We start from the raw sequence: 24,036 nt of genomic DNA on the forward strand, positions 1-24,036 counted from the left end.
GTCGAGAGATCATCCTCGGCTCCAGCGCGCCGGTGTGCCTGGGGCACCTGGCGATCTGCTGGAGAAGGTAGAAATGACCCGCACCCCCGTCAACGTCACCATCACCGGAGCGGCCGGCCAGATCGGCTACGCGCTGCTCTTCCGCATCGCCTCGGGCCACCTGCTCGGTGCCGACGTCCCGGTGAACCTGCGCCTCCTGGAGATCCCGCAGGGCCTCAAGGCCGCCGAGGGCACCGCCATGGAGCTCGTCGACTGCGCGTTCCCGCTGCTGCGTGACATCACGATCACCGACAACCCGAACGAGGCCTTCGACGGCGCCAACGTCGCGCTGCTGGTCGGCGCCCGTCCGCGCACCGCCGGCATGGAGCGCGGCGACCTGCTGCAGGCCAACGGCGGCATCTTCGGCCCGCAGGGCAAGGCGATCAACGACCACGCCGCGGACGACATCAAGGTCCTGGTCGTCGGCAACCCGGCCAACACCAACGCCCTGATCGCCCAGCGCAACGCCCCGGACGTCCCGGCCGAGCGCTTCACCGCGATGACCCGCCTGGACCACAACCGCGCGGTCGGCCAGCTCTCCATCAAGACCGGTGCGCCCGTCTCCGACATCAAGCGCGTCACCATCTGGGGCAACCACTCCGCCACCCAGTACCCGGACGTCTTCCAGGCCGAGATCGCCGGCAAGCCGGCCTTCGAGGCCATCGGCAGCGACCAGGCCTGGCTGGACGAGACCTTCATCCCGACCGTCGCCAAGCGCGGCGCGGCCATCATCGAGGCCCGTGGCGCCTCCTCGGCCGCCTCGGCCGCCAACGCCGCCATCGACCACGTGTACACCTGGGTCAACGGCACCGCCGAGGGCGACTGGACCTCCATGGGCGTCGTCTCGGACGGCTCCTACGGCGTCCCGCAGGGCCTGATCTCCTCCTTCCCGGTCACCACCAAGGCCGGCAAGTTCGAGATCGTCCAGGGCCTGGAGATCTCCGACTTCTCGCGCGCCCGCATCGACGCCTCGGTCAAGGAGCTGACCGAGGAGCGCGACGCGGTCCAGGAGCTGGGCCTCATCTGAGCCCCGCGGCACCGCTTTCCCGACGGCCCGCCGTCTCCTTCCCGGAGGCGGCGGGCCGCCGTGTGACCGGCCGTCGCTCGTTCTTCCACTCCCCGGGCGTCGGCCGGTCTTACACTGACCCGCTGTGAACGAAACCCTCGGGGACGCCCTGCTCGTCCTCGTCTTCATCCTGCTGGGCGGGCTGTTCAACGTCGCCGAGATCTCGCTGATCTCGCTGCGCGAGGGCCAGATCCGGACGCTGGAGGCGCTCGGCACCCGGCGGTCCGCCCGGGCCGCGCACCTGGCCGCCGACCCCAACCGCTTCCTGGCCGCCGTCCAGGTCGGCGTGACCTGCATGGGCTTCCTGTCCGCCGCCTTCGGCGCGGACACCCTGGCCGGCAAGGTCGCCCCGCTGTTCGTCCGGGCCGGGCTCACCGAGGGCGTCGCCGACGCGGTCGCCCTGGTCGGCCTCACCCTGGTGATCAGCTACGTCTCGCTGGTGCTCGGCGAACTCACCCCCAAGCGGATCGGCCTGCAGCGGGCCGAGTCGATCGCGGTGATCGCGGCGCCGGTGGTGGACGTGATGTCGGTGGCGCTGCGCCCGGTGATCTGGCTGCTCGGCCACTCCACCAACCTGATGGTCCGCCTGCTGGGCGGCGACCCGGCCGCCGGCCGTGGCTCGATGAGCTCCGAGGAGCTGCGCGGCCTGGTCGCCGCCAACACCGAACTCGGCAGCGACGAACGGGCGTTGATCGCGGACGTGTTCTCCGCCGGGGAGCGGCAGCTGCGCGAGGTGATGGTCCCGCGCACCGAGGTGACCTTCCTGGACGCCGAGCGCCCGCTGGCCGCCGTCCGGCACCAGGCGGACACCTCGCCGCACTCGCGCTACCCGGTGGTCGAGGGCAGCGCCGACGCCGTGGTCGGCTTCGTGCACGTCCGCGACCTGTACGGCGCGCGCGGCGAGCAGGCCGCCAAGGTCCGCGACCTGGCCCGCCCGGTGAAGCTGCTGCCCGGCACCAAGCGGGTGCTGGAGGCGATGGGCGAGATGCGCCGCGAGGGCCACCACCTGGCCATCGTGGTGGACGAGTACGGCGGCACCGCCGGGATCGTCACCCTGGAGGACCTGGTCGAGGAGGTGATCGGCGAGATCCGGGACGAGTACGACCGGCCGGAGACCGCCGCCACCCGCCGGCTGGTCGGCGGCGGCATGGAGCTGGACGGCCTGCTCAACCTCGGCGACTTCACCGAGGAGACCGGCGCCACCCTGCCCGAGGGCCCGTACGAGACGGTGGCGGGCTGTCTGGTCGCCTCGCTCGGCCGGCTGCCCCGGGACGGCGACCAGGTGCGCGTCCCGGTCGAGGGCGGTGGCGGGGTGCTGCTGACGGTGGCCAAGCTGGAGGGCCGGCGGATCGCCCGGGTGAGGGTGAGTGCGGTCACACTGGCGGAACCTCCTGGGGCGGACGTTTCCTGAGCGCCCGGTGGAACTGGAACAATGGCCCGCATGGTCAACGCAGCGGTCACTGGTCCGGTCAAGGACCGTCCCCGGGTTCTCTCCGGCATCCAGCCCACCTCCGGCTCGTTCCACCTCGGCAACTACCTGGGCGCGGTGCGCCAGTGGGTGGACCTGCAGAAGGAGAACGACGCCTTCTACATGGTCGTCGACCTGCACGCGATCACCGTCTCGCAGGACCCGAGGGAGCTGCGCGAGAACACCCGGGTCTCCGCCGCCCAGCTGCTCGGCGCCGGCCTGGACCCGGAGCACTGCACCCTGTTCGTCCAGTCGCACGTGCCCGAGCACGCGCAGCTCGCCTGGGTGATGAACTGCCTCACCGGCTTCGGCGAGGCCTCCCGGATGACCCAGTTCAAGGACAAGTCCGTCCGACACGGCGCGGACAGCACCACGGTCGGCCTGTTCACCTACCCGGTGCTGATGGTCGCGGACGTCCTGCTCTACCAGGCGGACGCCGTCCCGGTCGGCGAGGACCAGCGCCAGCACCTGGAGCTCACCCGCGACCTCGCCGACCGCTTCAACACCCGCTACGGCCCGACCTTCACGGTGCCGAAGCCGTACATCCTCAAGGAGACGGCGAAGATCCAGGACCTCCAGGACCCGGGCGCCAAGATGAGCAAGTCCGCCTCCTCGGACAAGGGCCTGGTCAACCTGCTGGACGAGGCGAAGGTCAGCGCCAAGAAGTTCAAGAGCGCCGTCACCGACACCGGCACCGTCGTCTCCTACGACGAGGACGGCAAGCCCGGCGTCTCCAACCTGCTGCGCATCCACTCCGCGCTCAGCGGCCAGTCGATCGACCAGCTGGTCGCGCACTTCGAGGGCAAGATGTACGGCGCCCTGAAGACCGAGCTGGCCGAGCTGTTCACCGAGTGGGTCACCCCCTTCCAGGAGCGCACCCGCTCGTTCCTGGACGACCCGGCCGAGCTGGACCGGGTGCTGGCGATCGGCGCCGAGAAGGCCCGCGAGGTGGCCGCGCAGACGCTGGAGACGGTGTACGACCGGGTCGGCTTCCTCCCGGCCGCCAAGCGGTGACTCCCCTCACACGCCTGCCCGATGGTGACGGTCTCCCCGAGGCCGTCACCATCGGCGTGTCCGTGAGCGTTCCGGATCCGTACGGTGCGCAGATCCAGGACGCCCGGGCCGGGCACGGCGATCCGCTGGCCCGGTCGATACCGACGCACGTCACCCTGCTGCCGCCGACCGAGGTGCCGGCCGAGGCGCTGCCGAAGATCGAGGAGCACCTGGCGGCGGTGGCGGCCGCGCACCGGCCGTTCCGGATGCTGCTGCGCGGCGCCGGCACCTTCCGCCCGGTCTCCCCGGTGGTGTTCGTCCGGGTCGAGGAGGGTGCGCAGGAGTGCCGGCTGCTGGAGGCGGACGTCCGCTCCGGCCCGCTGGCCCGCGAGCTGGCGTTCCCGTACCACCCGCACGTGACGGTCGCGCACGGCCTGCCGGATGACGCGCTGGACCAGGCGTACGCGCAGGCGCGCGGCTTCCGGGCGGCCTTCCCGGTACCGGGCTTCGGCCTCTCCCGCTTCGACGCGGACGAGGTCTGGCGGCCCTGGCGGAGCTACCTTTTCTCCTGAACTACCGGACTGACCTTCCGAGTTCGAGCATCCGGTCGACCACCCGACGGGACGCGCCGCCGTCGTCCAGGACGCAGTGCTCGGCCCGGAAGCGCCGGTGGCGCTCCGCGTACCCGGGCGGCAGGTCCGCGCCGGAGTCGGCGAGTTCGCGCAGCGCGCCGAGCAGTCCGGCCGAGGTGGGGACGAGCGGGCCGGGGGCCTGCGGCTCGAAGTCGAAGTAGAAGCCGCGCAGGGTGTCGCGGTAGTGCTCCAGGTCGTAGGTGAAGAAGAGCACCGGGCGGCCGGTGACGGCGAAGTCGAACATGATCGACGAGTAGTCGGTCACCAGGACGTCCGCGACCAGCAGCAGCTCCTGCGGGTCGGGGTAGTCCCCGCAGTCGTACAGGAAGCCGTCCCCGGCGCCCGGCAGCGGCTCGCGGACGTGCGCGTGTGGGCGGATCAGCAGCACGTGGTCCCGGCCGAGCAGGCGCCGGGCGTGGTCGAGGTCCAGCCGCAGGCCGAGCCGGAAGCCGTCGCCGTCACCGCGCTGCTGGTCCTCGCGCCAGGTCGGCGCGTACAGCACGATCCGCTTGCCGTCCGGGATACCGAGCCGGCGGCGGACGGCCGCGGCGGCGGCCTCGTCGGGGCGGGCGAGCACGTCGTTGCGCGGGTAGCCGGCCTCCAGGATCTCGCCGTCGTAGCGGAACGCGCGGCGCAGGATCGGGGTGGCGAACGGGCTGGGGGAGAGCAGCAGGCTCCACTGCGGGGTCTCCCGGTCGAGCGCCTCCAGGTAGCCGTGGTCGGCCAGCCAGGGGTTGTCGACGTCGTGGGCGATCCGCTTCAGCAGCGAGCCGTGCCAGGTCTGGAGCACCACCTGGCCGGGGCGGCGCTCCAGGAAGTCCGGGAAGTGCGTGTTGCCGACCAGGTACCGGCAGGTGGCCAGCGCGCGGTACCACTCCGGGCTCCAGATCCGGACGGCCCGGACCCCGGGCGGCAGTTCGGCCTGGGCGTCGTCGACCACCCAGAGGTGTTCCAACGGCGCTCCGCGGCGGGCCAGTTCGGCGTGCACCGCGCGCGGGGAGTCGGCGTAGCCGCGGCCGCCGAACACGTCGTACAGCACGGCCTCGCGCAGCGGTTCGCGGCGGGCGGCGGGGTAGTGGAAGGCGCGCTGGCGGCTCTGCGTCCAGGCGCTGCGCTCGGTGGGGGTGAGCACCGGGGTGGAGTCCACCAGCAGGGTGTCGTGCCAGCGGCGCTGGAGCAGGATCCGCTTGCCGCCGGCCGTGGTGGCGGCGGGCAGCGCGGGCAGTGCGGCCGGTGCGGCGAGCAGCGGGCGGCTCGGGCCGGGCCGCCCGGCGGGCGTCAGCGCGGCCTCCCAGATGCCCTTGCGCAGGGGCAGCGCGGTGCCGTCGGCGCCGGTGCGGGTGGCGGGCAGCAGGACCTTGAAGCGGCCGTCCTGGTCGGCCTCGACGGGGGAGCGGACCTCGCTCGCGGTGCCGGTGTGCCGCAGGACGAGTTCCAGCCGGTCCGCGGCGCGGTCCGGGCAGCGGCCGGTGAGCTCGAAGCCGCCGGCCCGGACGGCGATCCGCTCGACCAGGCCGGCCGCGGGCTGGACGCACACCTGGAGCCGGCCGTCGGCGAGGTGCTTGAGGTAGAGGGCGCGGTCCGGGGTGTCGGGCAGTCGGTGCTGGCCGGCCACCGGGCCGCCGCGCTCGTCCGGGCAGAGCTGCTCGGTGCTGCCGTCGGGGTGCAGGAACTCGGTGTCCCAGTGCTCCAGTTCGCCGCTGCCGCGGCCGTCGGCGGTGAACGGCCGGTACGGCAGGTGGACGGCGAAGGTGTTGCCGGTGCGGGCGACCGGCCGTTCGATCACGGCGTCGCTCTGCCGGTGGCGCAGCCGCAGCACGGTGCCGGACGGGCAGGTGTCCGCGCTGCCGCGCAGGTCGAGGCCGTCGGCGGTGGGGGTGGCGTGGGTGAGCCGGATGCCGGGGCGTTCGAGCAGCAGCCGCAGTCGCCCGTCGGCGAAGTGCGGCTGGAGGCGGACGTCGTGGTCCACCCAGTGGGCCGGCGGGTACTCGCCGGAGCCGCACCAGTGCGGGGCGAGGGCGCCGTACCGGCGGCGCAGCCGGGTGGGGCGCGGGCGGGTGAACAGGGTGGTCTCGATCTGCCAGTCGCCGAGCAGCCAGTCGGTGCCGTGGCGCAGCCGGCCGGGCTCGATCAGGGCGGTGAAGCCGGACCAGTCGTGGTTGAACTCGGGCTGGGCGCTGTCGTCGGTGACCTCGGGCAGCCGGCGGGGCCGGGAGCGCAGGTGGACGGGCGGCCTGGTCCCGTCGGCGTGGCGCAGGGTCAGCCAGGTCCAGGCGGAGCCGGGGCGGCCGGTGTCGAGGTCGTCCGGGCGGGCGAAGCCGGTGAGCTCCAGGCCGCGGCCGGTCCAGCGGGCGCGCAGCAGGCCGAAGGTGACGTCCTCGTCGGCGGCGGGCTGGTCGGTGCTCACGCGGGGGTCGGCGTGCGGAAGGACGAACCGTGTGAGCGCAGGCATGGCAGGGGTCCTTCGGGACGGGGGCCGGGCCATGGGCGGTGGACCGGGGCCGCCGGACCGATGCCGAGAGGAAACCGGGGCCGAATTCATATCCCATACCGGGACGCCGTCCGGGGTCAACAGTGTGGACCAGAGAATTTCCCGTGAAATTCACCGACAAAACACTAGTTCGAGTGCAATGCGCAGGCAAAGGCTGGGGATATTGTCAGGGAATTCCCAGGAAAACGCGGAGGCGCCCGACGCGGTTCGCGTCGGGCGCCTCTGCGGGGCTCTCGGGGATGCTCCGGGCTACCCCGTCCTACTCAGTGCTACTCGATGTCACTCGGTGCTACTCCGTGCGGAGCATCGCGTCGACCACCCGGGCGGAGGCCTTGCCGTCGTCCAGGTCGCAGTACGCCGTGCGGAACGCGGCGGCCTTGTCGGCGTACTCGGCCGCGACCTCGCCGACCCGGCCGAGCGCGTCGACCAGTTCCTCGGAGGTGGCCAGCAGGGGGCCGGGCGCCTCCGCCTCGAAGTTCAGACTGAAGCCGCGCAGGTTGTCGCGGTAGTGCTCCAGGTCGTAGGTGAAGAACAGGATCGGCTTGCCGGTCGCGGCGAAGTCGAACACGCTGGCGGAGTAGTCGGTGATCAGCACGTCGGCGATCAGCAGCAGCTCCGCCATGTCGGGGTAGCTGCCGACGTCCCAGACGTAGCCGTTGCCGGCGCCCGGGATCTGACCGCACATCATGCTGTGCCGGCGCACCAGCAGTACCTGGTCGTCGCCGAGCGCGGCCTTGGCCGCCGCCAGGTCGAGCCGCAGGTCCAGCTGGTACCCGCCGTTCGGCCGGCGCCGGTCCTCGCGCCAGGTCGGCGCGTAGAGCACGACCTTCTTGCCCTCGGGCAGGCCGAGCCTTTCGCGCACCTGTTCGGCGGTCTTCTCCCGGTCGGCCGCGAAGAGCAGGTCATTCTTGGGCGAACCGCTTTCGAGGATCTCGCCCTTGTAGTCGAACGCGCGTCGCAGGATCGGGGCCGACCAGCTGTTGCCGGCCGCCAGCAGACTCCAGCTCGGCACCTCCCGGGCGAGGCCCTTCAGGTAGTTCGCATCCGTGAACCAGACCTTCTCGAAATCGAGGCCGATCTGCTTCAGCGGGCTGCCGTGCCAGGTCTGCAGGACCACCTGTCCGGGGCGGCGGACGAAGAAGTCGGGCAGGTGGGTGCTGGTGACGATGTACTTGGCGGTCGCCAGTGCCTCGAACCACTCCGGGCTCCACAGCCGGATCGCGCTCGCCGACTGCGGCAGATCGGCCTGGAGGTCGTCACTGCCCCACAGGTGCTCCAGCGGCAGGCCGCGGCGGACCAGCTCCTCGTGGACCGCCCGCGGCGAGTCGGCGTACAGGCCGCCGAGGCCGACGTTGTACAGCACGGTGTCGCGCACCGGGTGCCGGCGGGCGTTCGGGTAGTCGACGAACCGCAGCTGGCGCAGCCGGTAGCCGCTGCGCTCCTCCGGCAGCAGCGCCGAGTGCGACTCCAGGGAGAGGCCGTCGTGGTGGCGGCGCTCCAGCACGATGCGCTTGCCCCGGGACTCCACCTCCAGCGGCATCGCGCCGAAGCAGTCCGGCGAGATCAGCGCGTACGAGCTCGGAAGCTCCTCGGCCACGGCGCCGACCGGGCGGAAGAAGACGTTCCAGGTGCCCTGGGCGAGCGGCACCCGGCCGGCGAAGGAGGCCGTCGGCACGGCGGGCAGCGCGGTCCGGAACCGTCCGTCCGCGATCTCCACCGGGTAGACGTGCTCCTCCTCGCGCCAGTCGTGGCGGACCACCAGCTCCCAGCGGTGCGCGCCGGACAGCGGGAACGAACCGCTGAGCAGGAAGCCGTCCGCGCCGCGGGCGGAGACCTCGTCCACCACCGGCTGGAGCAGCTGGTCGGAGAACTGCAGGTACCCGCTGGGGGAGGGCTTGGAGTAGAGCGCCCGGCGCTGGTCGGCCGGGGCGTCCGGGTTGAGCGGCAGGTGCAGCTGCGCCGGGGCGTTGCGGTCGTCCCAGGTCACCGGGACGGTGCTGCCGTCGGCCAGCAGCAGCGCGGTGTCCCAGCGGTCACGGCCGCGCTCGGCGGCCACCGGGTCCAGCTCGGCCCAGGCCTCGCGGACGGCGGTCAGCTCGGCCACCGGGAAGGACACGCTGAACGGCTGCAGGCTGCCGACCGGCGCGCCCAGCTCCAGCGGGAAGGCCAGCTCGCGGTCGGACTCGACGTGGGTGAGCCGCAGCCGGGCCCCGGCGAAGCTGGAGCCGGAGCGGGCCGCACCCGACACCTCGACCCGGCCGCCGTGCGAAGCCAGGCCGGTCACCCGGGCCTTGACCGTCTCCACCCGCAGGTAGACGGAGCCGTCCCGGACCCACGGCACGATCCGCACGTCCGGCTCGACCCAGTGCGCCGGGATGTACTGCGCGGTGTCGCTCCAGCCGGCCCAGACCCGGCCCTTGTAGACGCCGCCCTTGCCCGCGCCGGCCACCAGGACGCGCCAGTTGCCGTCCTTCCACTGGCCGCGGTGCTTGAGCTTCTTCGGGTCGACGCCGACGGTGAAGCCGGCCCAGTCGCAGCTGTACAGGTCGTGGTGGCAGCTGGCGGTGGCCTCGGGGCTGTACTGGGTCTTCATCGGCACCGCGATCACCCGGCGGCCCTTGGCCTCGCGCAGCACCAGGGTGCGGACCATGTCGTGCTTGCCGGCCGCGCCCAGCTGCTCCGGGTACGCGTGCCCGGTCAGCTGCAGCCGCCCGCCGACCCAGGCCGTCTCGTACAGCCGGCTGCGCATGACCAGCGAGTTGTCCAGCTTGAGCACGCCGGACGGCACGCTCTTGCGCCCGCCGCGCAGGAACGGGTAGTCGGCGTACGGGCGCAGCAGACCGCGGGCCTGGACGCCGCCGTTGCTCTCGCCCTCGTACTTGATCTGCTCGACGAACTCGTCGATCCGGCCCTGGAGGGTCAGGTGGTACTTGAGCCGCAGCGGCGCGCGCAGCTTGCGGACCTGCTCGGGGCCGATCGCCCGCAGCAGCCGGCTGACGTTCTTGACGTAGGCGTCCCGGTACTCCTTGTCGCCGTCCACGACGGACCAGAAGAACATCGGGATCTCCTCGACGAGGGTGTTCTCGTCGTAGGAGCGCAGGTACTGGGCGAAGCGCGGATCGGTCTGCTTGCGCAGCCAGCCGCGGACCAGCTCGACCGAGGTGACGCGGTCGATCAGGCCCTTGGGGTTGGTGCGCATCTGGGTGATCGACATCTCGCCGACCTCGCGCTCGCGCCAGTGGTAGATCGGCTCGCAGAGCACGTCCACGCTCTTGGCGAGGTAGTGGTGCGGCACGCTGACCGGCGCGTCCTCGTACAGGATGCCCTCGGGGTAGAGGATGCCGGCCGCGTCGAAGAAGGAGCGGCGGTACACCTTGTTCCACGCGGTGCGGTCGGTGACCAGCGCCGGGATCTCGGTGATGTGCGTCTTGAGCTTGGTCTCCCTGAACGGCTTCGAGTGCCCGCCGGACTGGTAGTAGCCCACCGCGCGGAACCGCAGCACGTTGCCGGTGGCGAAGTCCGAGCCGGTCTCGTCCAGGGTGTTGATCATCAGCTCGTACGCGCTCGGCGGCATCGAGTCGTCACTGTCGACGAAGCACAGGAACTCGGCGTCCGGGTCGATGTGCCGGATGCCGGTGTTGCGGGCCGCGCCGAGGCCCTTGTTCACCTGGCGGACCAGCCGGAACCGCGAGTCCTTGGCCGCGTACGCCTCGGCGAGGGCCGCGCTGTCGTCCTTCGAACCGTCGTCGACCATGACGCACTCGAAGTCCGTGAAGGTCTGGGCGGCGATCGAGTCGAGGCATTCGACCAGGTAACGCTCGACGTTGTAGATCGGAACGACGATGGAGAGGCGGGGAGCCATCGGCTACGCAGGCCTTTCTCGGGAAGGAGCGTGGCAGCCCGGTGAGGGCCTGACCGCACTTTGGATCGGTGCGTACGTGCGCACCGATCCTACCTCCGGGCCATGGGGCCCTTCGGGGCCACTACGCTGGGCCCGTGCCCCGCTTCAGCGTGATCGTCCCCGTGTACCAGGTTGAGGACTACCTCGCCGAGTGTCTCGACTCGGTGCTCGGCCAGGGCGGCCCCGACCTCGAACTGATCGCGGTGGACGACCGCTCCCCGGACGGCTGCGGCCCGATACTCGACGAGGCCGCCGCCGCCGACCCGCGGATCCGGGTGCTGCACCTGCCCGAGAACGTCGGCCTCGGCCGGGCCCGCAACGCCGGCCTGGAGGTCGCCACCGGGGACTACGTGATCTTCCTCGACAGCGACGACACGCTCACCCCCCAGCTGCTCAAGAGCGTCGACGACCGGCTCGCCGCCACCGGCGACCCGGACGTCCTGGTCTACGACTACGCCCGCACCTACGCCGACGGCCGGATCACCCGGGCCGCCTCCGCCCACGTGTTCGGCGCCGCCTCCCCGGACGTCTTCGACCTCGCCGCCCGTCCCGACCTGCTCGACCTGCTCCAGGTGGTCTGGAACAAGGCCTACCGCCGCGACTTCGTCACCGCCCAGCAGCTGGTCTTCCCGGCCGGCTACTACGAGGACACCCCCTGGACGTACCCGGTGCTGCTCGCCGCGGCCCGGATCACCCTGCTCGACGAGGTCGGCGTGCACTACCGCCAGCGCCAGGAGGGCGGCAACATCCTGGCCACCGCCAGCCGCAAGCACTTCGACGTCTTCGCCCAGTACGACCTGGTCTTCGCCTTCCTGGACCGCCGCCCCGACCTCGACCACTGGCGCCCGGTCGTCTACGGCCGGATGCTGCACCACCTCAACACCGTCGTCTCCAAGCCCGGCCGGATCCCGCCCGGCGACCGCCGCGAGTACTTCCGCCGCGCCGCCGCCCACTGCGCCCGGCTCCGGCCGGCCGGCTACCGCCCGCCGCCCGGCGTGGACGGCGTGCGCACCGAACTGCTCAGCCACGGCCGCTACGGCGCCTACCAGGCCGTCCGCGCCCTCGCCCGGGCCCGCCGCCTGGTGAAACGCTAGAATCTGCGCCGAGCCTGACGGCCATTCGGAGGACGGGCCGGTATAACCGGTCGGGTGGACTTCCTGACCCGCCTCCCGGTCATCGGCCCGCTCGTCACGTGGGTGCTGCGCAGCCGCCCGTACCGGGTGTACGAGCACTTCTCCGCGGCCCGGGGCAACCGGCTGGCCGGTGCGGTCACCTTCTTCGGCTTCCTCGCCCTGTTCCCGCTGCTCACGGTGGGCCTGGCGATCGCCGTCTCGACACTCAGCAGCAGCCAGGTCGCGGACCTGCAGAAGCACATCTCCGACCAGCTGCCGGGCATCTCGGAGGCGCTCAACCTGCCGTCCCTGGTGGCCAACGCGGGCGCCGTCGGACTGGTCAGCGGGGCGCTGCTGCTGGTCTCCGGCCTCGGCTGGGTGGACACCATGCGCACCTCGATCCGGGACGTCTGGCAGCTGCCCGACGACGACACCAACGTGGTGCTGCGCAAGGGCTGGGACTGCGCGGTGCTGGGCGGCCTCGGCGTGGTGTCGCTGATCTCGGTCGGCGTCTCCACCGCCGGGACGACGCTGGCCGGGCGGATCGCCGACTGGACCGGTCTGCCCAGCGGCTACCTGCTGACCGGGGTCGGCGTGCTCGTCGCCATAGCGTGCGACACGCTGCTCTTCGCCTACCTGCTGGCGCCGTTCCCCGGGATCGGCGGCCAGCGCCGGCGCGACGTGCTGCAGGGCGCGCTGATCGGCGCGGTCGGCTTCGAGCTGCTGAAGGTCCTGCTCGCCTCCTACCTCGGCTCCGTCGCCGGGAAGAGCCTGTACGGGGCCTTCGGCGTGCCGGTGGCGCTGCTGCTGTGGATCAACTTCGTCTCCCGGCTGCTGATGTACTGCGTGGCCTGGACGGCGATGGCCGATCCGGTGGCCGCCCGGGAGCGCACCCGGGAGCACGCCAGGGCGCTGCTGGCGGCGGCCGACGAGGCGGAGGCGGCCGCGGACACGACGGCGGCCCGGCCCCGGGAGGAACCCTGAGGCCGGGCCGTCCGTCCGGCCGTCCGCCCGGCCGTCACCAGCCGGAGGCCCCGCGGCGGCCGCGCCGCAGGACCAGCACCCCGTAGCCGGCCGCGGCCGTCACCAGCACGACGGCCAGCCAGCCGCCGAGGCCGAGCCCGTCGTCCTCGGCGGCCGCGGGGGCGGCAGTGGGGGCGGTGCCGGGCCTGGTGGCGGGGGTGGAGTGCGGCGGGGGCGCGCCGGCCGTGCCGCCGGCCTGGCCGGAGGGCTCGCCGTCCGGCGGGAGCTCGTCGACCAGCTTGCCGACCGGTTGCACCTTGCCGGCCGCCGCGAAGCCCCAGTCCAGCAGGGCCGCGGTCTCGTCGTAGACCTTCTGGTAGCTGTCCGGGTGCATCACGGTCACCAGCAGGGTGCGGCCGTTGCGTTCGGCGGCGCCGACGAAGGTCGAGCCGGCGTTGGTGGTGAAACCGTTCTTCACCCCGATCAGGCCGGGGTACTTGCCCAGCAGGCGGTCCGTGTTGGCGATCCCGAAACTGCCGCGCTGGCCGGTGTTCTTGTCCACCGCGCCCGGGAACATCGCCTGCCGGGTGGCGCAGTACATCCGGAAGTCGGGGTTGCGCAGGCCGGCCCGGGCGAACAGCGACAGGTCGTAGGCCGAGGAGAGCTGCCCGTCCATGTCGTAGCCGTCCGGGGAGATCACCCGGGTGTCCCGGGCCTGGAGGGCGTCGGCGCGGGACTGCATCTCGGTGACGGTCTGCTCCACGCCGCCGTTCATGTGCGCCAGGACGTGCACGGCGTCGTTGCCCGAGCTCAGGAACACCCCGCGCCACAGGTCCTCGACCCGGTAGTCCAGGTTCTCCTTGATGCCGACCAGGCTGCTGCCCTCACCGATCCCGAGGATCTCCTCGTCGGCGACCTTGTGCACCGTGTTGCGGTCGAACTTGGGCAGCACGGTGTCGGCGAAGAGGATCTTCAGGGTGCTGGCCGGGGCGAGCCGCAGATGCGGGTTGCTGGCCGCCAGCACGTCGCCCGACGTGGCGTCGGAGACTATCCAGGACTGGCCGGTGAGGTCCCTCGGCAGGGCCGGGGCTCCGGCCAGCGGCGAGACCTGGACCCCGGAGCGCCCGAGCCGCTCGCCGCCGACCGCGGAAGCGGCCGGGGGCGGCTCCTGCGGGGCAGCGACCGCCCCCGGGGCGGCGAGCAGGGCAGGGAGGACCGCGGCGGTCGTGGCGAACAGATGCGCGAATTTCTGACGACGTGTGGACACGCGCAGACCGTACCCACTCCGGGGCATCCGCTGTGCGCCACACCGGGCCGGTCCTCCGTATGAGGGGCCCGCCCTACGCCGATCGGCGGTCCGCGCATACTGGGGGACGCACCCCGCCCCCACACCCCCGACGAGGACCCCCATGAAGCTCAGCCGCCGCACCTCCTGGTTCCTGACCGCCTTCGGCGTCTGGTCGATCATCATCTGGACCACCTTCGTCAAGAACCTCTGGAAGGACTCCGGCGGCCAGGCCTTCACCGACGGCGACCACTCCCAGCCCACCGCCTTCTTCTGGATCCACCTCCTCCTCGCCGTCACCTCCTTCCTCCTCGGCATCGCCGTCGGCGCCATCGGCCTGCGCGGCCTCCGCGCCACCCGCCGCACCCCGGCCACCGACTGAATCTCCGTTGCCGCTGTCGGTCCTCACTGGAAAGATCCTCACCGCTCGTACACGTAACGAGATCTCTCGATCAAAGGGGTGGGGTACTTCCATGACACTTCGGCATGCCCGCAGACTCGGTGGGGTCACCGCAGCGGCGCTCGCGGCCGGTCTGCTGGTTGCACCGGGGGCGGCTGCGGTACCGGGAACGGCAGTCACTGACCCGAAGGCACTGCCCGCACCGGGCTTCGCCGCCACGGGCCTGCACACCGACGCCTGTGACGACACCACCGCCCCCGGCTGGCTGGGGGTCGCGAACCCTGCGCTGACCGTCACCGCCACCTCCGCACAGGTGCGCTTCGCGGTTTGGGACGACTCGACCCCGGGCCGCGACCAGATCGTCGACACCACCACCGACACCAGCGCCGGCACGGCCAAGCTCCCCACCAGCGGCCTGGCGGACGGCCACAGCTACTCGTGGAAGGCCTGGTCCGCGGACTCCTCGGGTACCGGAGAGCCGACCGCGACCTGCCACTTCCGGGTCGACCTCACCCGTCCGGGCCTGTCCGTCTCCTCCACCGACTTCCCGGAGAGCGGCTCGGGCACCGCGCCCGGCAAGTACGCGGGCGAGAACGGCGTCTTCACCCTCAAGGGCACCGACGCCGCGCCGGCCGGCGGCGCGGCCTCCGGGGTGGCCTGCTACCAGTACGTGCTGAACGGCACCCTGGGCGTCGGCTGGGACTGCGCCTCCGCGCACACCGTGAAGGCGGGCGCCGGCGGCAGTGCCGCGCTCACCCTCAAGCCCAAGGACTGGGGCACCAACGTCCTCACCGTCCAGGCGATGGACAACGCCGGAAACGTCGGCCAGCCGACCACCTACACCTTCTACGCTCCTTGGGACTCGCGCCCCAAGCCGGCCGCCCCGGGTGACGTCAACGGCGACGGTGTGCCCGACATCCTGCTCCCGGACGCCCAGGGCAACCTGCAGATCATCAGCGCCGGTGCGACGGACACCACTCCGAGCTCCACCATCCCGGGCGCGCTCGCTCCGCTGCGGGCCGGCTGGCAGGACGACCTGGTGCTGCACCGGGGCTGGGCCAACACCCACGGCCCCGGTGATGACCTGCTGGTGCGTCCCAAGGGCAACCCGCAGTTCCTGTACGTCTACGCCAACGGGCACCAGGGCGACTTCAGCGGCCAGAACCCCACCCTGGCGGGGAAGCCGTCCCAGTGCATCGACTCGGCCGGGGAGTCGATCACCTGCCCCGGCGACTACGCCGCGGACTGGTCGGGCGCCGACCAGCTCGTCCCGGTCGGCGGTCGCTTCGGTGCCGCCCGGCCGTCCCTGCCGGTTCTCGTCTCGGTCGAGCACGGCAAGCTCTACGCCTATGTCGACAGCTCCCGCAGCTACGTCGCCGCCCAGCCCATCGCCACCACCGGCGACTGGAGCGGCTACGACCTGATCGCCCCCGGCGCGGACGCGGCCGACAACCTCATCCTGTGGGCGCGCGACCGGGCCACCGGCGACCTGCATGCCTACCCGGTCTCGAAGAAGTCGAACGGACTGCTCGATTTCTCCGCGCTCGCGGACCCGAAGGCGAACGTGGTCGCCACCGGCTTCACCACCACCGCCTACCCGACCCTCGGCAGCTCGGGCGACGGTGACGGGGACGGCACACCGGACCTGTGGGCCGTGACCGCCGACCGGCACCTGGTGACCTTCAGCGGCTGGTCCGCCCCGAAGGACCTCGGCGCGCTGCGCTGAGCCCACGGCGAAGGCCCCCGTCCGATCGGATGATCGGACGGGGGCCTTCGCCGTGTCAGGCGGAGATCAGAAGCGGCGGGTGACCAGCGCCCGCTTCACTTCCTGGATCGCCTTGGTGACCTCGATGCCACGCGGGCAGGCCTCGGAGCAGTTGAAGGTGGTGCGGCAGCGCCACACGCCCTCGCGGTCGTTGAGGATCTCCAGGCGCTGCTCGGCGCCCTCGTCGCGCGAGTCGAAGATGAAGCGGTGCGCGTTCACGATCGCGGCCGGGCCGAAGTACTGGCCGTCGTTCCAGAACACCGGGCAGGACGACGTGCACGCGGCGCACAGGATGCACTTGGTGGTGTCGTCGAAGCGCTCGCGGTCCTCGGCGGACTGCAGGCGCTCGCGGGTCGGGTCGTTCCCCTCGGTGATGAGGAACGGCATGACGTCCTTGTACGCCTGGAAGAACGGGTCCATGTCCACGACCAGGTCCTTGAGGACCGTGAGGCCCTTGATGGCCTCGATCGTGATCGGCTTCTCCGGGTTGACGTCCTTGATCAGGGTCTTGCACGCCAGCCGGTTGCGGCCGTTGATCCGCATGGCGTCGGAGCCGCAGATGCCGTGCGCGCAGGAACGGCGGTAGGTGAGGGTGCCGTCCTGCTCCCACTTGATCTTGTTGAGCGCGTCCAGGACGCGCTCCTTCGGGTCCAGCGTCAGCTGGTAGTCGACCCACACCGGGTCCGGGTGCTCCTCCGGGTTGAACCGGCGGATCCGGAAGGTGACGGTGATCAGCTCGACGCCGCCCGCCTCGACCGCGTCCAGAGCGGCCGAGTGCTTCTCCACGGTAGGAGTGCTCATCAGTACTTACGCTCCATCGGCTGGTAGCGGGTCGTGACGACCGGCTTGTAGTCGAGGCGGATGGAGGTGCTGCCGTCGGCGGCCACCTCCTGGTACGCCATGGTGTGCTGCATGAACTTCACGTCGTCACGGGTCGGGAAGTCCTCGCGGTAGTGGCCGCCGCGCGACTCCTCGCGGGCCAGCGCGGAGACGGCCAGCACCTCGGCCAGGTCGAGCAGGTTGCCCAGCTCGACGGCCTCCAGGAGGTCCGTGTTGTACCGGAAGCCCTTGTCCTGGATCGAGACGTTCTCGTAGCGCTCCTTCAGCGCGGCGATGTCCTCGACCGCCTGCTTCAGGGTGGCGCCGGTGCGGTACACCATCGCGTTGGCGTCCATGGTCTCCTGCAGCTCCTTGCGGATCTGCGCCACGGACTCGGTGCCGGCGGCCTCGCGCAGGCCGTCGACCAGGGCCTGGACCTTCTCGGCCGGGTTCTCGGGCAGCTCGACGAACTCGTGCACGTTGGCGTAGTCGGCGGCGGCGATGCCCGCGCGACGGCCGAACACGTTGATGTCCAGCAGCGAGTTGGTGCCCAGGCGGTTGGCGCCGTGCACGGACACGCAGGCGACCTCGCCGGCCGCGTACAGGCCCGGGACGACGTCGGTGTTGTTGCGCAGCACCTCACCCTCGACGTTGGTCGGGATGCCGCCCATGGCGTAGTGCGCGGTGGGCTGGATCGGGATCGGGTCCGTGTAGGGCTCGATGCCGAGGTAGGTGCGGGCGAACTCGGTGATGTCCGGGAGCTTGGCGTCCAGCTGCTCCGGCGGCAGGTGGGTCAGGTCCAGGTAGACGTGGTCGCCGTCCGGACCGCAGCCGCGGCCTTCGCGGATCTCGGTGTAGATCGCGCGGGAGCAGACGTCACGGGACGCGAGGTCCTTCATGACGGGGGCGTAGCGCTCCATGAAGCGCTCGCCGTCCTTGTTGCGCAGGATGCCGCCCTCGCCGCGGGCGCCCTCGGTGAGCAGGATGCCCATGCGCCAGATGCCCGTCGGGTGGAACTGGAAGAACTCCATGTCCTCCAGCGGCAGGCCGCGGCGGTACACCAGGGCCTGGCCGTCACCGGTGAGGGTGTGTGCGTTGGAGGAGACCTTGAAGAACTTGCCGGTGCCGCCGGAGGCGAACACGACGGACTTGGCCTGGAAGACGTGGATCTCGCCGGTGGCCAGCTCGTAGGCGACGACGCCGGCCGTCTTGCCCTCGTTGATCAGCAGGTCGAGGACGTAGAACTCGTTGAAGAACTCGACGCCGTGCTTGACGCAGTTCTGGAACAGCGTCTGGAGGATCATGTGACCGGTGCGGTCGGCCGCGTAGCAGGAGCGGCGGACGGGGGCCTCACCGTGGTTGCGGGAGTGCCCGCCGAAGCGGCGCTGGTCGATCCGGCCCTGCTCGGTGCGGGAGAAGGGCAGGCCCATCTTCTCCAGGTCGAGGACGGCGTCGATGGCCTCCTTGCACATGATCTCGGCGGCGTCCTGGTCGACCAGGTAGTCACCACCCTTGACCGTGTCGAAGGTGTGCCACTCCCAGTTGTCCTCCTCGACGTTGGCGAGGGCGGCGCACATGCCGCCCTGGGCCGCGCCGGTGTGGGACCGGGTGGGGTAGAGCTTGGTCAGGACGGCGGTGCGGGTGCGCTGCGTCGACTCGATGGCCGCGCGCATGCCGGCGCCGCCGGCGCCGACGATGACGGTGTCGTACTGGTGAATCTGCATGGGGGTTCTAACTCGCCTCTGGCCTCTGCCGATTGCCGATTAGATGCTTTGTCGTCAGATGTTGGGGTCGAAGGTGAAGATCACCAGGGTGCCGAGCAGCACGGTGAAGACCGTGGCGGTACCCATGAGCCCCTTCAGCCAGAGCCGGGTCGAGTCCTTCTCGGCGTAGTCGTTGATGACCTGCCGCATGCCGTTGGCGCCGTGGAGCATGGCGAGCCAGAGCATCGTGAGGTCCCAGACCTGCCAGAACGGCGAGGCCCAGCGGCCGGCCACGAAGGCGAAGCCGATCTTGGAGACGCCGCCGTCGAGCACCAGCATGATCAGCAGGTGGCCGAGGATCAGGACCACGAGGACGATGCCGGACAGACGCATGAAGAGCCAGGCCAGCATCTCGAAGTTGGTGCGGGTGCGGCGCGGGGTCTTCGGGGTCCGCTTGCGCGGCGGCTCGATGACGAACGCGTCGGCCGGGTTGCCGGTGCCGAGGCCCTTGCCGGTGTGCGCCTGCGCGGAGGGGACGACCAGCGCGTCGGAGTATTCCGTGGACATGTGTCAGCTCACTTCCCGAACCAGGAGATCAGCGTGTGCTGCAGGATCCCGTAGAAGGAACCGGCCATCAGCACGACCCAGACCGCCACGACGGTCCAGAGCATCTGCTTCTGGTACTTCGGGCCCTTGGACCAGAAGTCCACGGCGACGACCCGCAGGCCGTTGAGGGCGTGGAACAGGATGGCGGCCACCAGGCCGTACTCCATCAGGTTCACGAGAGGAGTCTTGTACGTCTGAATGACGGTGTCGTACGCCTCGGGCGACACGCGCACCAGAGCGGTGTCCAGGACATGGGCGAACAGGAAGAAAAAGATGAGGACGCCGGTGACTCGATGAGCCACCCAGCTCCACATGCCTTCCCGGCCGCGGTACAGCGTTCCAGCCGGCACGGAAAAACCCTCCGGAAGCGATTGGGGGCTCGGCCGGCTTCGGTGTCGGTCAGCCCGGCCAGGTACGGTCCACCGGCCGCCAGCATCCTATCGACGCCGCGTCGCGAACCGCCTCCGGGGGTCTCAGGTGTGATCAATCAGGCACGACTGGCCTAGCCGGACGGGAACCGGCGGCGCTTTGGTCGCTCTGGGTGACTGCCCGGCTGCGTTACGGTGGCGGCCCGCTCCGCCGCCGACACCCTGCCGAGGCCCCCGTGCCGCTTCGCCCCGTCCGACCGCCCGCCGCCGCCCTCGCGGCCCTGCTGATGCTCGCCACGGGCTGCACCGCGGCCGGCGGCTCCTCCGCGGACCGGGCCGGGCCCGGCCGCGAGCTGTCCGCGGCCGAGCTGCGGGCGGCCGCGGTGGCCGACGCCGACCTCGGGGCGGGCTACACGGTGACGGTGATGACGCCCGGCCACGGCGACACCGGGGCGGGCGCGGGGCGGGAGGTCGCGGACGTCCCGGCCTGCCAGCTGCTGCTGGACGCGGTGACCCCGGCCACCCCGGCCGCCTCGGCCTCGCCGGCCGCCCAGGCCCCGGGCTACCCGTACGCGGAGACGGACCTGAGCGTGGCCCGGGCCGCCGACCCCAGGGGCGGCGTGTACGGCGGGCTGCTCGGCTACCGGACGGGGCGGGCGGCCGTGCTCCAGGCGGAGCTGGAGAAGCTGTTCGGCCCGTGTGCCGCGTTCACCTCGATGGCCCCGGCGCCGCTGGCCGAGAAGCCGGGGAAGAAGGCGCCGATCCGGACCAGGCACCGGCTGAACCGTGAGGACACGCCCACCCCCGGGGGAGCGGACGCCGCGCTCGGATTCACCCTGACGAATGAATCGGGGAGCGCGGTGCTCTCGCAGCGTGCGGTGCTGGCCCGGATCGGGCCGGCGCTCGCGGTGTTCACCACCTTCGGGGTCGCCGCCGAGCCGGCCACCGCGCCGGACGAGGTGATCGTCCGGCAGCAGGTGGCCAAGCTGCGGGCCGCGCAGGCGAAGAAGGAGTAGCGGGCGGAGAGGGAGTGGGCGGGATGGGGGAGGAGTCGGCGGCTCAGCGCGCCCCGGCCTCCGAATGGGTGGCGACCAGGTGCTCCAGCCGGGTGAGGGAGATCCGGCGGAGCTCGTCCGCCGAGATCAGCCGCTCCTCGTCCGGGTCGTTGGCCAGCCGGGTGCGGATCGAGGAGAGCACGGTGTCGAGCATCTCCTCCGGGGCCACGCCCTCCAGGCAGACCACGAAGACGTGGCCGAACCTGGCCTCGTACGCGGCGTGGGCGGCCCGCAGCGCGGTGTGCGCGGCCTGGCTGCCCGGTGCCCGCATGCCGAGCAGCGGTTGCGGCATCCAGCTCTCGTCGGCGAGCGCCTCGGCGAGGTCGGCCGGGCGGAGGTCGTAGGAGGCCTCGCTGGCGGCGGCCAGCAGGGACTCTATGTCGGGGTAGGGCCGGTGCGCGGTGAGCCGCAGGGCCCAGCGGTGGCTGCCGCAGCAGGCCAGGAGGGCCTCCTCGGCGGCGCCGGCATCGGCTTCGTTGAAGCGGTGCAGCCCGAGGAGGGTCGGCTCGGAGCTTGGATCGAGCCGCTGTGGTGGGACGTCGCTGGCCAGCGGGTCCTCCTCGTGAGGGCGGGAAGGTGCCGGTGAAGTGGGGTGGGGTGAAGCAGCTGAAGTATGGGGGCTGCGGGCGGCGTCACGGCGCCGGTCGGGCAGCTCCTCAAAGGTAGTTGAGCGGTCATCAGTTGGGGAGGGCGCGCGCGGAATTCATCCGGACGAGCTATCAAGTTGTGACGTTGACATCTTTGTGTCAGCGCCCTCCCCACATTCATCCGCTAATCCGGCATCTGTTGACCCGGCACCCCCGCTTCAGGAGCAGCGGGTTCCGTCGGCCGGCATCGTGCCCTCGGTCAGGTAGGCCTCCAGGGCCCGGTCGATGCAGACGTTGCCCTTGCCGAAGGCCCCGTGCCCCTCGCCGACCCGGGTGAGCAGGGTGGCACTGGCGAAGCCCTTGGCCAGCGCCTCGGCCGAGGCGTACGGGGTGGCCGGGTCGCCGGTGGAGCCGACCACCAGGATCGGGGCGGCGCCCTCCGCCCGGATGGTGTGCGGCTTCTCCGTGGTCTTGAACGGCCAGTAGGCGCAGCCGGCCTCGCTGTAGTCGTCCACGGTGGTGCCCTTGGACAGCAGCGGTGCCTCGGCGGTCAGCCGGTCCACCGCCTGCTTGGCGTGCTCCGGCGTCGGTGCCGGACGGGCCGCGTCGGCGCAGCTGATCGCGCCGTTGGACTCCTGCATCGGGCTGTAGTGGCCGTTCTCGTCGCGGCCGTTGTAGCCGTCGGCGGAGTCCATCAGGTAGTCGCCCTTGCCGCGCACCATCGCCCAGCCCAGGGCGGCGCGCAGGTACTTCCAGGAGGTCTTCTCGTCGCCGTAGAGCGCCTGGATGGTGCCGGTCCAGGCCAGGTCGCGGCCCAGCTTGCGGCCGTCCTTGACGGTCAGCGGGTGGTCGTACAGCCCGTCCAGGAAGTCGGCGGCCTTCTTGGCGGCCTTGGCCGGGTCCTTGCCGAGCGGGCACTCGTCGGCGTGGTTCTCCACGCAGTCGGCGGCGAAGCGCTCGAAGGACTTCTCGAAGCCGACCTGCTGGTCGACTCCGTGGTCCATGGTGTCCTGGGAGGGGTCGACGGCGCCGTCCAGGACGAGCCGCCCGGTGTTCTTCGGGAACTCCTCGGCGTACAGCGAGCCGAGGTAGGTGCCGTAGGAGACGCCGAGGTAGTTGAGCTTCTTGTCGCCGCTGACGGCGCGCAGCACGTCCAGGTCGCGAGCGGTGTTGCGGGTGCCGACGAACGGCAGCAGCCTGCCGGACTTGGCCTGGCAGGCGGCGGCGTGCTCGGTGGCCTGCTTGACGTGCTCGGCCTTGCGGGTCGCCAGGTCGAGCGGGGCGTCCTGCTGGTCGGCGGCGTCGCGCTGCTTGTCGTCGTAGCAGACGACCGGTGAGCTGTCCCCGGTGCCGCGAGGGTCGAAGCCGATGACGTCGAAGCGGTTGTGCAGGGTGCCGGTGAAGTCCTTGGCGCCGTACTCGACCATCCCGACGCCGGACTCGCCCGGGCCGCCCGGGTTGACCATCAGCGAGCCGATCCGCTGGTCCGGCTTGGCTGCCGGGTACTTGACCAGGGCGAGGTCGATCGCGTCGGTGCCGGGGTTGGCGTAGTCGAGCGGGACGTGCAGCTTGCCGCACTGCATCCCGGATGTGTCGATCTTGAGCTTCTCGGCCGTGGGGTCGGCCGGGCAGTCGGCCCAGGCGATCTGCTGGCCGTAGAAGGGCTGGAGGGCCGGGTCGGCCTCGCCGGTGGGCTTGGGCGTCGGGGTCGGCGGCGGGGTGGCCGTGGGGCTCGTGGTGCCGGGCGCGGAGGCGCCTGTGGCCTGGTCCTGGGACGGCTTGGCGGTGTCGTTGCACGCGGAGGCGAGGAGCAGGGCGCCTGCCGCCAGGGCGGTCAGCAGGACCCGTGGGCGGGCGGCCCGGAAGGTTCTCATCGCACGTGTGTACCACTGGCGGGTGACACGTTTGATCATGGCCCCCGGGCTGCCCGCCGGGGGCGGGTCAGCCGCGGTGGACCTTGTGGTTGGCGGCCTGGGCGCGGGGGCGGACGACCAGGAGGTCGATGTTGACGTGCGGGGGGCGGGTGACCGCCCAGGCCACGGTGTCGGCGATGTCCTCCGAGGTCAGCGGCTCGGCCACGCCGGCGTACACGGCCGCGGCCTTCTCCTCGTCGCCGCGGAAGCGGGTGACCGCGAAGCCCTCGGACTTCACCATGCCGGGGGCGATCTCGATCACCCGGATCGGCTCCCCGCACAGCTCCAGGCGCAGCGTCGCCGCGATGGTGTGCGCGGCGTGCTTGGCCGCGACGTACCCGCCGCCGCCCTCGTACGCGGCCAGCGCGGCGGTCGAGGAGAGCACCAGCACGGTGCCGTCGCCGGTGGCCCGCAGGGCCGGCAGCAGCGCCTGCGTCACGTGCAGCACGCCGAGCACGTTCACCTCGTACATGGCCCGCCAGTCGGCCGGGTCGCCGTGCTCGACCGTCTCGGCGCCGATCGCCCCGCCGGCGTTGTTCACCAGCACGTCGACCCGGCCCACCTCGGCCGCGAAGGCGTCCACGGCGGCCCGGTCGGTGACGTCGAGCGTGACCGCCCTGGCCGAACCGCCCCCGTCGCCGATCTCCTTGGCCAGCGCCTCGATCCGCTCGGTCCGCCGGGCGGTCAGCACCACGTCGAAGCCCTCGGCCGCCAGCCGGCGGGCGGTCGCCGCGCCGATTCCGCTGCTGGCACCGGTGACCACGGCCACCTTCTGCTCGGTCATTGCCACTCCCTGGGGCTCATCCGGTCGTTCACCCGATCATCTCAACCGCGTCCGCGTCCGCGCCGACCGGTCCCGTTCCGGGTCCT

The 24,036-nt window shown here is 71.7% G+C and carries 19 protein-coding genes; 9 read left to right on the forward strand and 10 right to left on the reverse strand.

Translation table 11 applies throughout. From position 1 onward, the window contains the following. Window positions 1–73: 73 nt before the first annotated feature. From ACIO9K_RS16660 to ACIO9K_RS16675, 4 genes are all read left to right on the forward strand, one after another. The gene (locus ACIO9K_RS16660; RefSeq protein WP_350877220.1) at window positions 74–1,066 is read left to right on the forward strand and encodes a malate dehydrogenase; all 993 of its coding nucleotides are present in this window, start codon (window positions 74–76) and stop codon (window positions 1,064–1,066) included. Between the two features lie 124 nt (window positions 1,067–1,190). Beyond that, a complete protein-coding gene (locus ACIO9K_RS16665) occupies window positions 1,191–2,516 on the forward strand; it encodes a hemolysin family protein (protein ID WP_363580202.1) in 1,326 nt (441 codons plus the stop codon). A 30-nt stretch (window positions 2,517–2,546) separates the two neighbouring features. After that, the gene (gene trpS / locus ACIO9K_RS16670; protein WP_400330393.1) at window positions 2,547–3,587 is read left to right on the forward strand and encodes a tryptophan--tRNA ligase; all 1,041 of its coding nucleotides are present in this window, start codon (window positions 2,547–2,549) and stop codon (window positions 3,585–3,587) included. 62 nt (window positions 3,588–3,649) lie between these two features. Further along, window positions 3,650–4,138, forward strand: coding sequence for a 2'-5' RNA ligase family protein (locus ACIO9K_RS16675; protein ID WP_347878545.1), 489 nt, complete (start codon window positions 3,650–3,652; stop codon window positions 4,136–4,138). 1 nt (window position 4,139) lies between these two features. On the opposite strand, the gene ACIO9K_RS16680 is transcribed toward ACIO9K_RS16675, so the two are convergent. Continuing rightward, a complete protein-coding gene (locus ACIO9K_RS16680; RefSeq protein ID WP_400330396.1) occupies window positions 4,140–6,650 on the reverse strand; it encodes a CDP-glycerol glycerophosphotransferase family protein in 2,511 nt (836 codons plus the stop codon). A gap of 328 nt (window positions 6,651–6,978) precedes the next feature. Further along, window positions 6,979–10,551, reverse strand: coding sequence for a CDP-glycerol glycerophosphotransferase family protein (locus ACIO9K_RS16685; protein WP_400330399.1), 3,573 nt, complete (start codon window positions 10,549–10,551; stop codon window positions 6,979–6,981). Window positions 10,552–10,685: 134 nt separating this feature from the next. On the opposite strand from ACIO9K_RS16685, the gene ACIO9K_RS16690 reads away from it, so the two are divergent. Then, the gene (locus ACIO9K_RS16690) at window positions 10,686–11,684 is read left to right on the forward strand and encodes a glycosyltransferase family 2 protein (RefSeq protein WP_400330402.1); all 999 of its coding nucleotides are present in this window, start codon (window positions 10,686–10,688) and stop codon (window positions 11,682–11,684) included. A gap of 54 nt (window positions 11,685–11,738) precedes the next feature. Continuing rightward, on the forward strand, window positions 11,739–12,686 hold the full coding sequence (locus ACIO9K_RS16695; RefSeq protein ID WP_363580212.1) for a YihY/virulence factor BrkB family protein: 948 nt from the start codon (window positions 11,739–11,741) through the stop codon (window positions 12,684–12,686). A 34-nt stretch (window positions 12,687–12,720) separates the two neighbouring features. Here ACIO9K_RS16695 and ACIO9K_RS16700 read toward each other — a convergent pair whose 3' ends face one another. Further along, a complete protein-coding gene (locus ACIO9K_RS16700) occupies window positions 12,721–13,932 on the reverse strand; it encodes a D-alanyl-D-alanine carboxypeptidase family protein (RefSeq protein WP_400330405.1) in 1,212 nt (403 codons plus the stop codon). 142 nt (window positions 13,933–14,074) lie between these two features. Here ACIO9K_RS16700 and ACIO9K_RS16705 point away from each other — a divergent pair, with 142 nt between their 5' ends. Both ACIO9K_RS16705 and ACIO9K_RS16710 read left to right on the forward strand, forming a co-directional pair. Next, window positions 14,075–14,332 carry an SCO4848 family membrane protein gene (locus tag ACIO9K_RS16705; protein WP_363625888.1) on the forward strand — a complete coding sequence of 86 codons (258 nt, stop codon included), beginning with the start codon at window positions 14,075–14,077 and terminating at the stop codon, window positions 14,330–14,332. Window positions 14,333–14,423: 91 nt separating this feature from the next. Continuing rightward, window positions 14,424–16,076, forward strand: a complete 1,653-nt coding sequence (locus ACIO9K_RS16710) for a hypothetical protein (RefSeq protein ID WP_400330408.1) — start codon at window positions 14,424–14,426, stop codon at window positions 16,074–16,076. Between the two features lie 66 nt (window positions 16,077–16,142). On the opposite strand, the gene ACIO9K_RS16715 is transcribed toward ACIO9K_RS16710, so the two are convergent. The 4 genes from ACIO9K_RS16715 to sdhC are packed head-to-tail and all read right to left on the reverse strand — an operon-like array spanning window position 16,143 to window position 19,593. Further along, window positions 16,143–16,916, reverse strand: coding sequence for a succinate dehydrogenase iron-sulfur subunit (locus ACIO9K_RS16715; protein WP_363624581.1), 774 nt, complete (start codon window positions 16,914–16,916; stop codon window positions 16,143–16,145). Next, window positions 16,916–18,658, reverse strand: coding sequence for a succinate dehydrogenase flavoprotein subunit (gene sdhA, locus ACIO9K_RS16720; protein ID WP_400330411.1), 1,743 nt, complete (start codon window positions 18,656–18,658; stop codon window positions 16,916–16,918). Before sdhA ends, ACIO9K_RS16715 begins: the two co-directional genes overlap by 1 nt. A gap of 54 nt (window positions 18,659–18,712) precedes the next feature. Then, on the reverse strand, window positions 18,713–19,204 hold the full coding sequence (locus ACIO9K_RS16725; protein WP_350877244.1) for a succinate dehydrogenase hydrophobic membrane anchor subunit: 492 nt from the start codon (window positions 19,202–19,204) through the stop codon (window positions 18,713–18,715). A gap of 8 nt (window positions 19,205–19,212) precedes the next feature. Further along, window positions 19,213–19,593: a succinate dehydrogenase, cytochrome b556 subunit gene (gene sdhC, locus ACIO9K_RS16730; protein ID WP_063349043.1), complete on the reverse strand. Its 381-nt coding sequence runs from the start codon at window positions 19,591–19,593 to the stop codon at window positions 19,213–19,215. Window positions 19,594–19,847: 254 nt separating this feature from the next. Between sdhC and ACIO9K_RS16735 the strand changes: the two genes are divergently transcribed. Further along, window positions 19,848–20,627 carry a hypothetical protein gene (locus tag ACIO9K_RS16735; protein ID WP_400330415.1) on the forward strand — a complete coding sequence of 260 codons (780 nt, stop codon included), beginning with the start codon at window positions 19,848–19,850 and terminating at the stop codon, window positions 20,625–20,627. A 43-nt stretch (window positions 20,628–20,670) separates the two neighbouring features. On the opposite strand, the gene ACIO9K_RS16740 is transcribed toward ACIO9K_RS16735, so the two are convergent. From ACIO9K_RS16740 to ACIO9K_RS16750, 3 genes are all read right to left on the reverse strand, one after another. Beyond that, on the reverse strand, window positions 20,671–21,369 hold the full coding sequence (locus ACIO9K_RS16740; RefSeq protein WP_400330519.1) for a 2-oxo-4-hydroxy-4-carboxy-5-ureidoimidazoline decarboxylase: 699 nt from the start codon (window positions 21,367–21,369) through the stop codon (window positions 20,671–20,673). A 102-nt stretch (window positions 21,370–21,471) separates the two neighbouring features. After that, a complete protein-coding gene (locus ACIO9K_RS16745; protein WP_400330419.1) occupies window positions 21,472–23,127 on the reverse strand; it encodes an alpha/beta hydrolase in 1,656 nt (551 codons plus the stop codon). 67 nt (window positions 23,128–23,194) lie between these two features. Beyond that, window positions 23,195–23,950, reverse strand: coding sequence for an SDR family oxidoreductase (locus ACIO9K_RS16750; protein WP_363580220.1), 756 nt, complete (start codon window positions 23,948–23,950; stop codon window positions 23,195–23,197). Window positions 23,951–24,036 lie beyond the last annotated feature (86 nt).

Origin of the sequence: Kitasatospora sp. NPDC087271 (assembly GCF_044744605.1) — a bacterium.
GTDB lineage: Bacteria > Actinomycetota > Actinomycetes > Streptomycetales > Streptomycetaceae > Kitasatospora.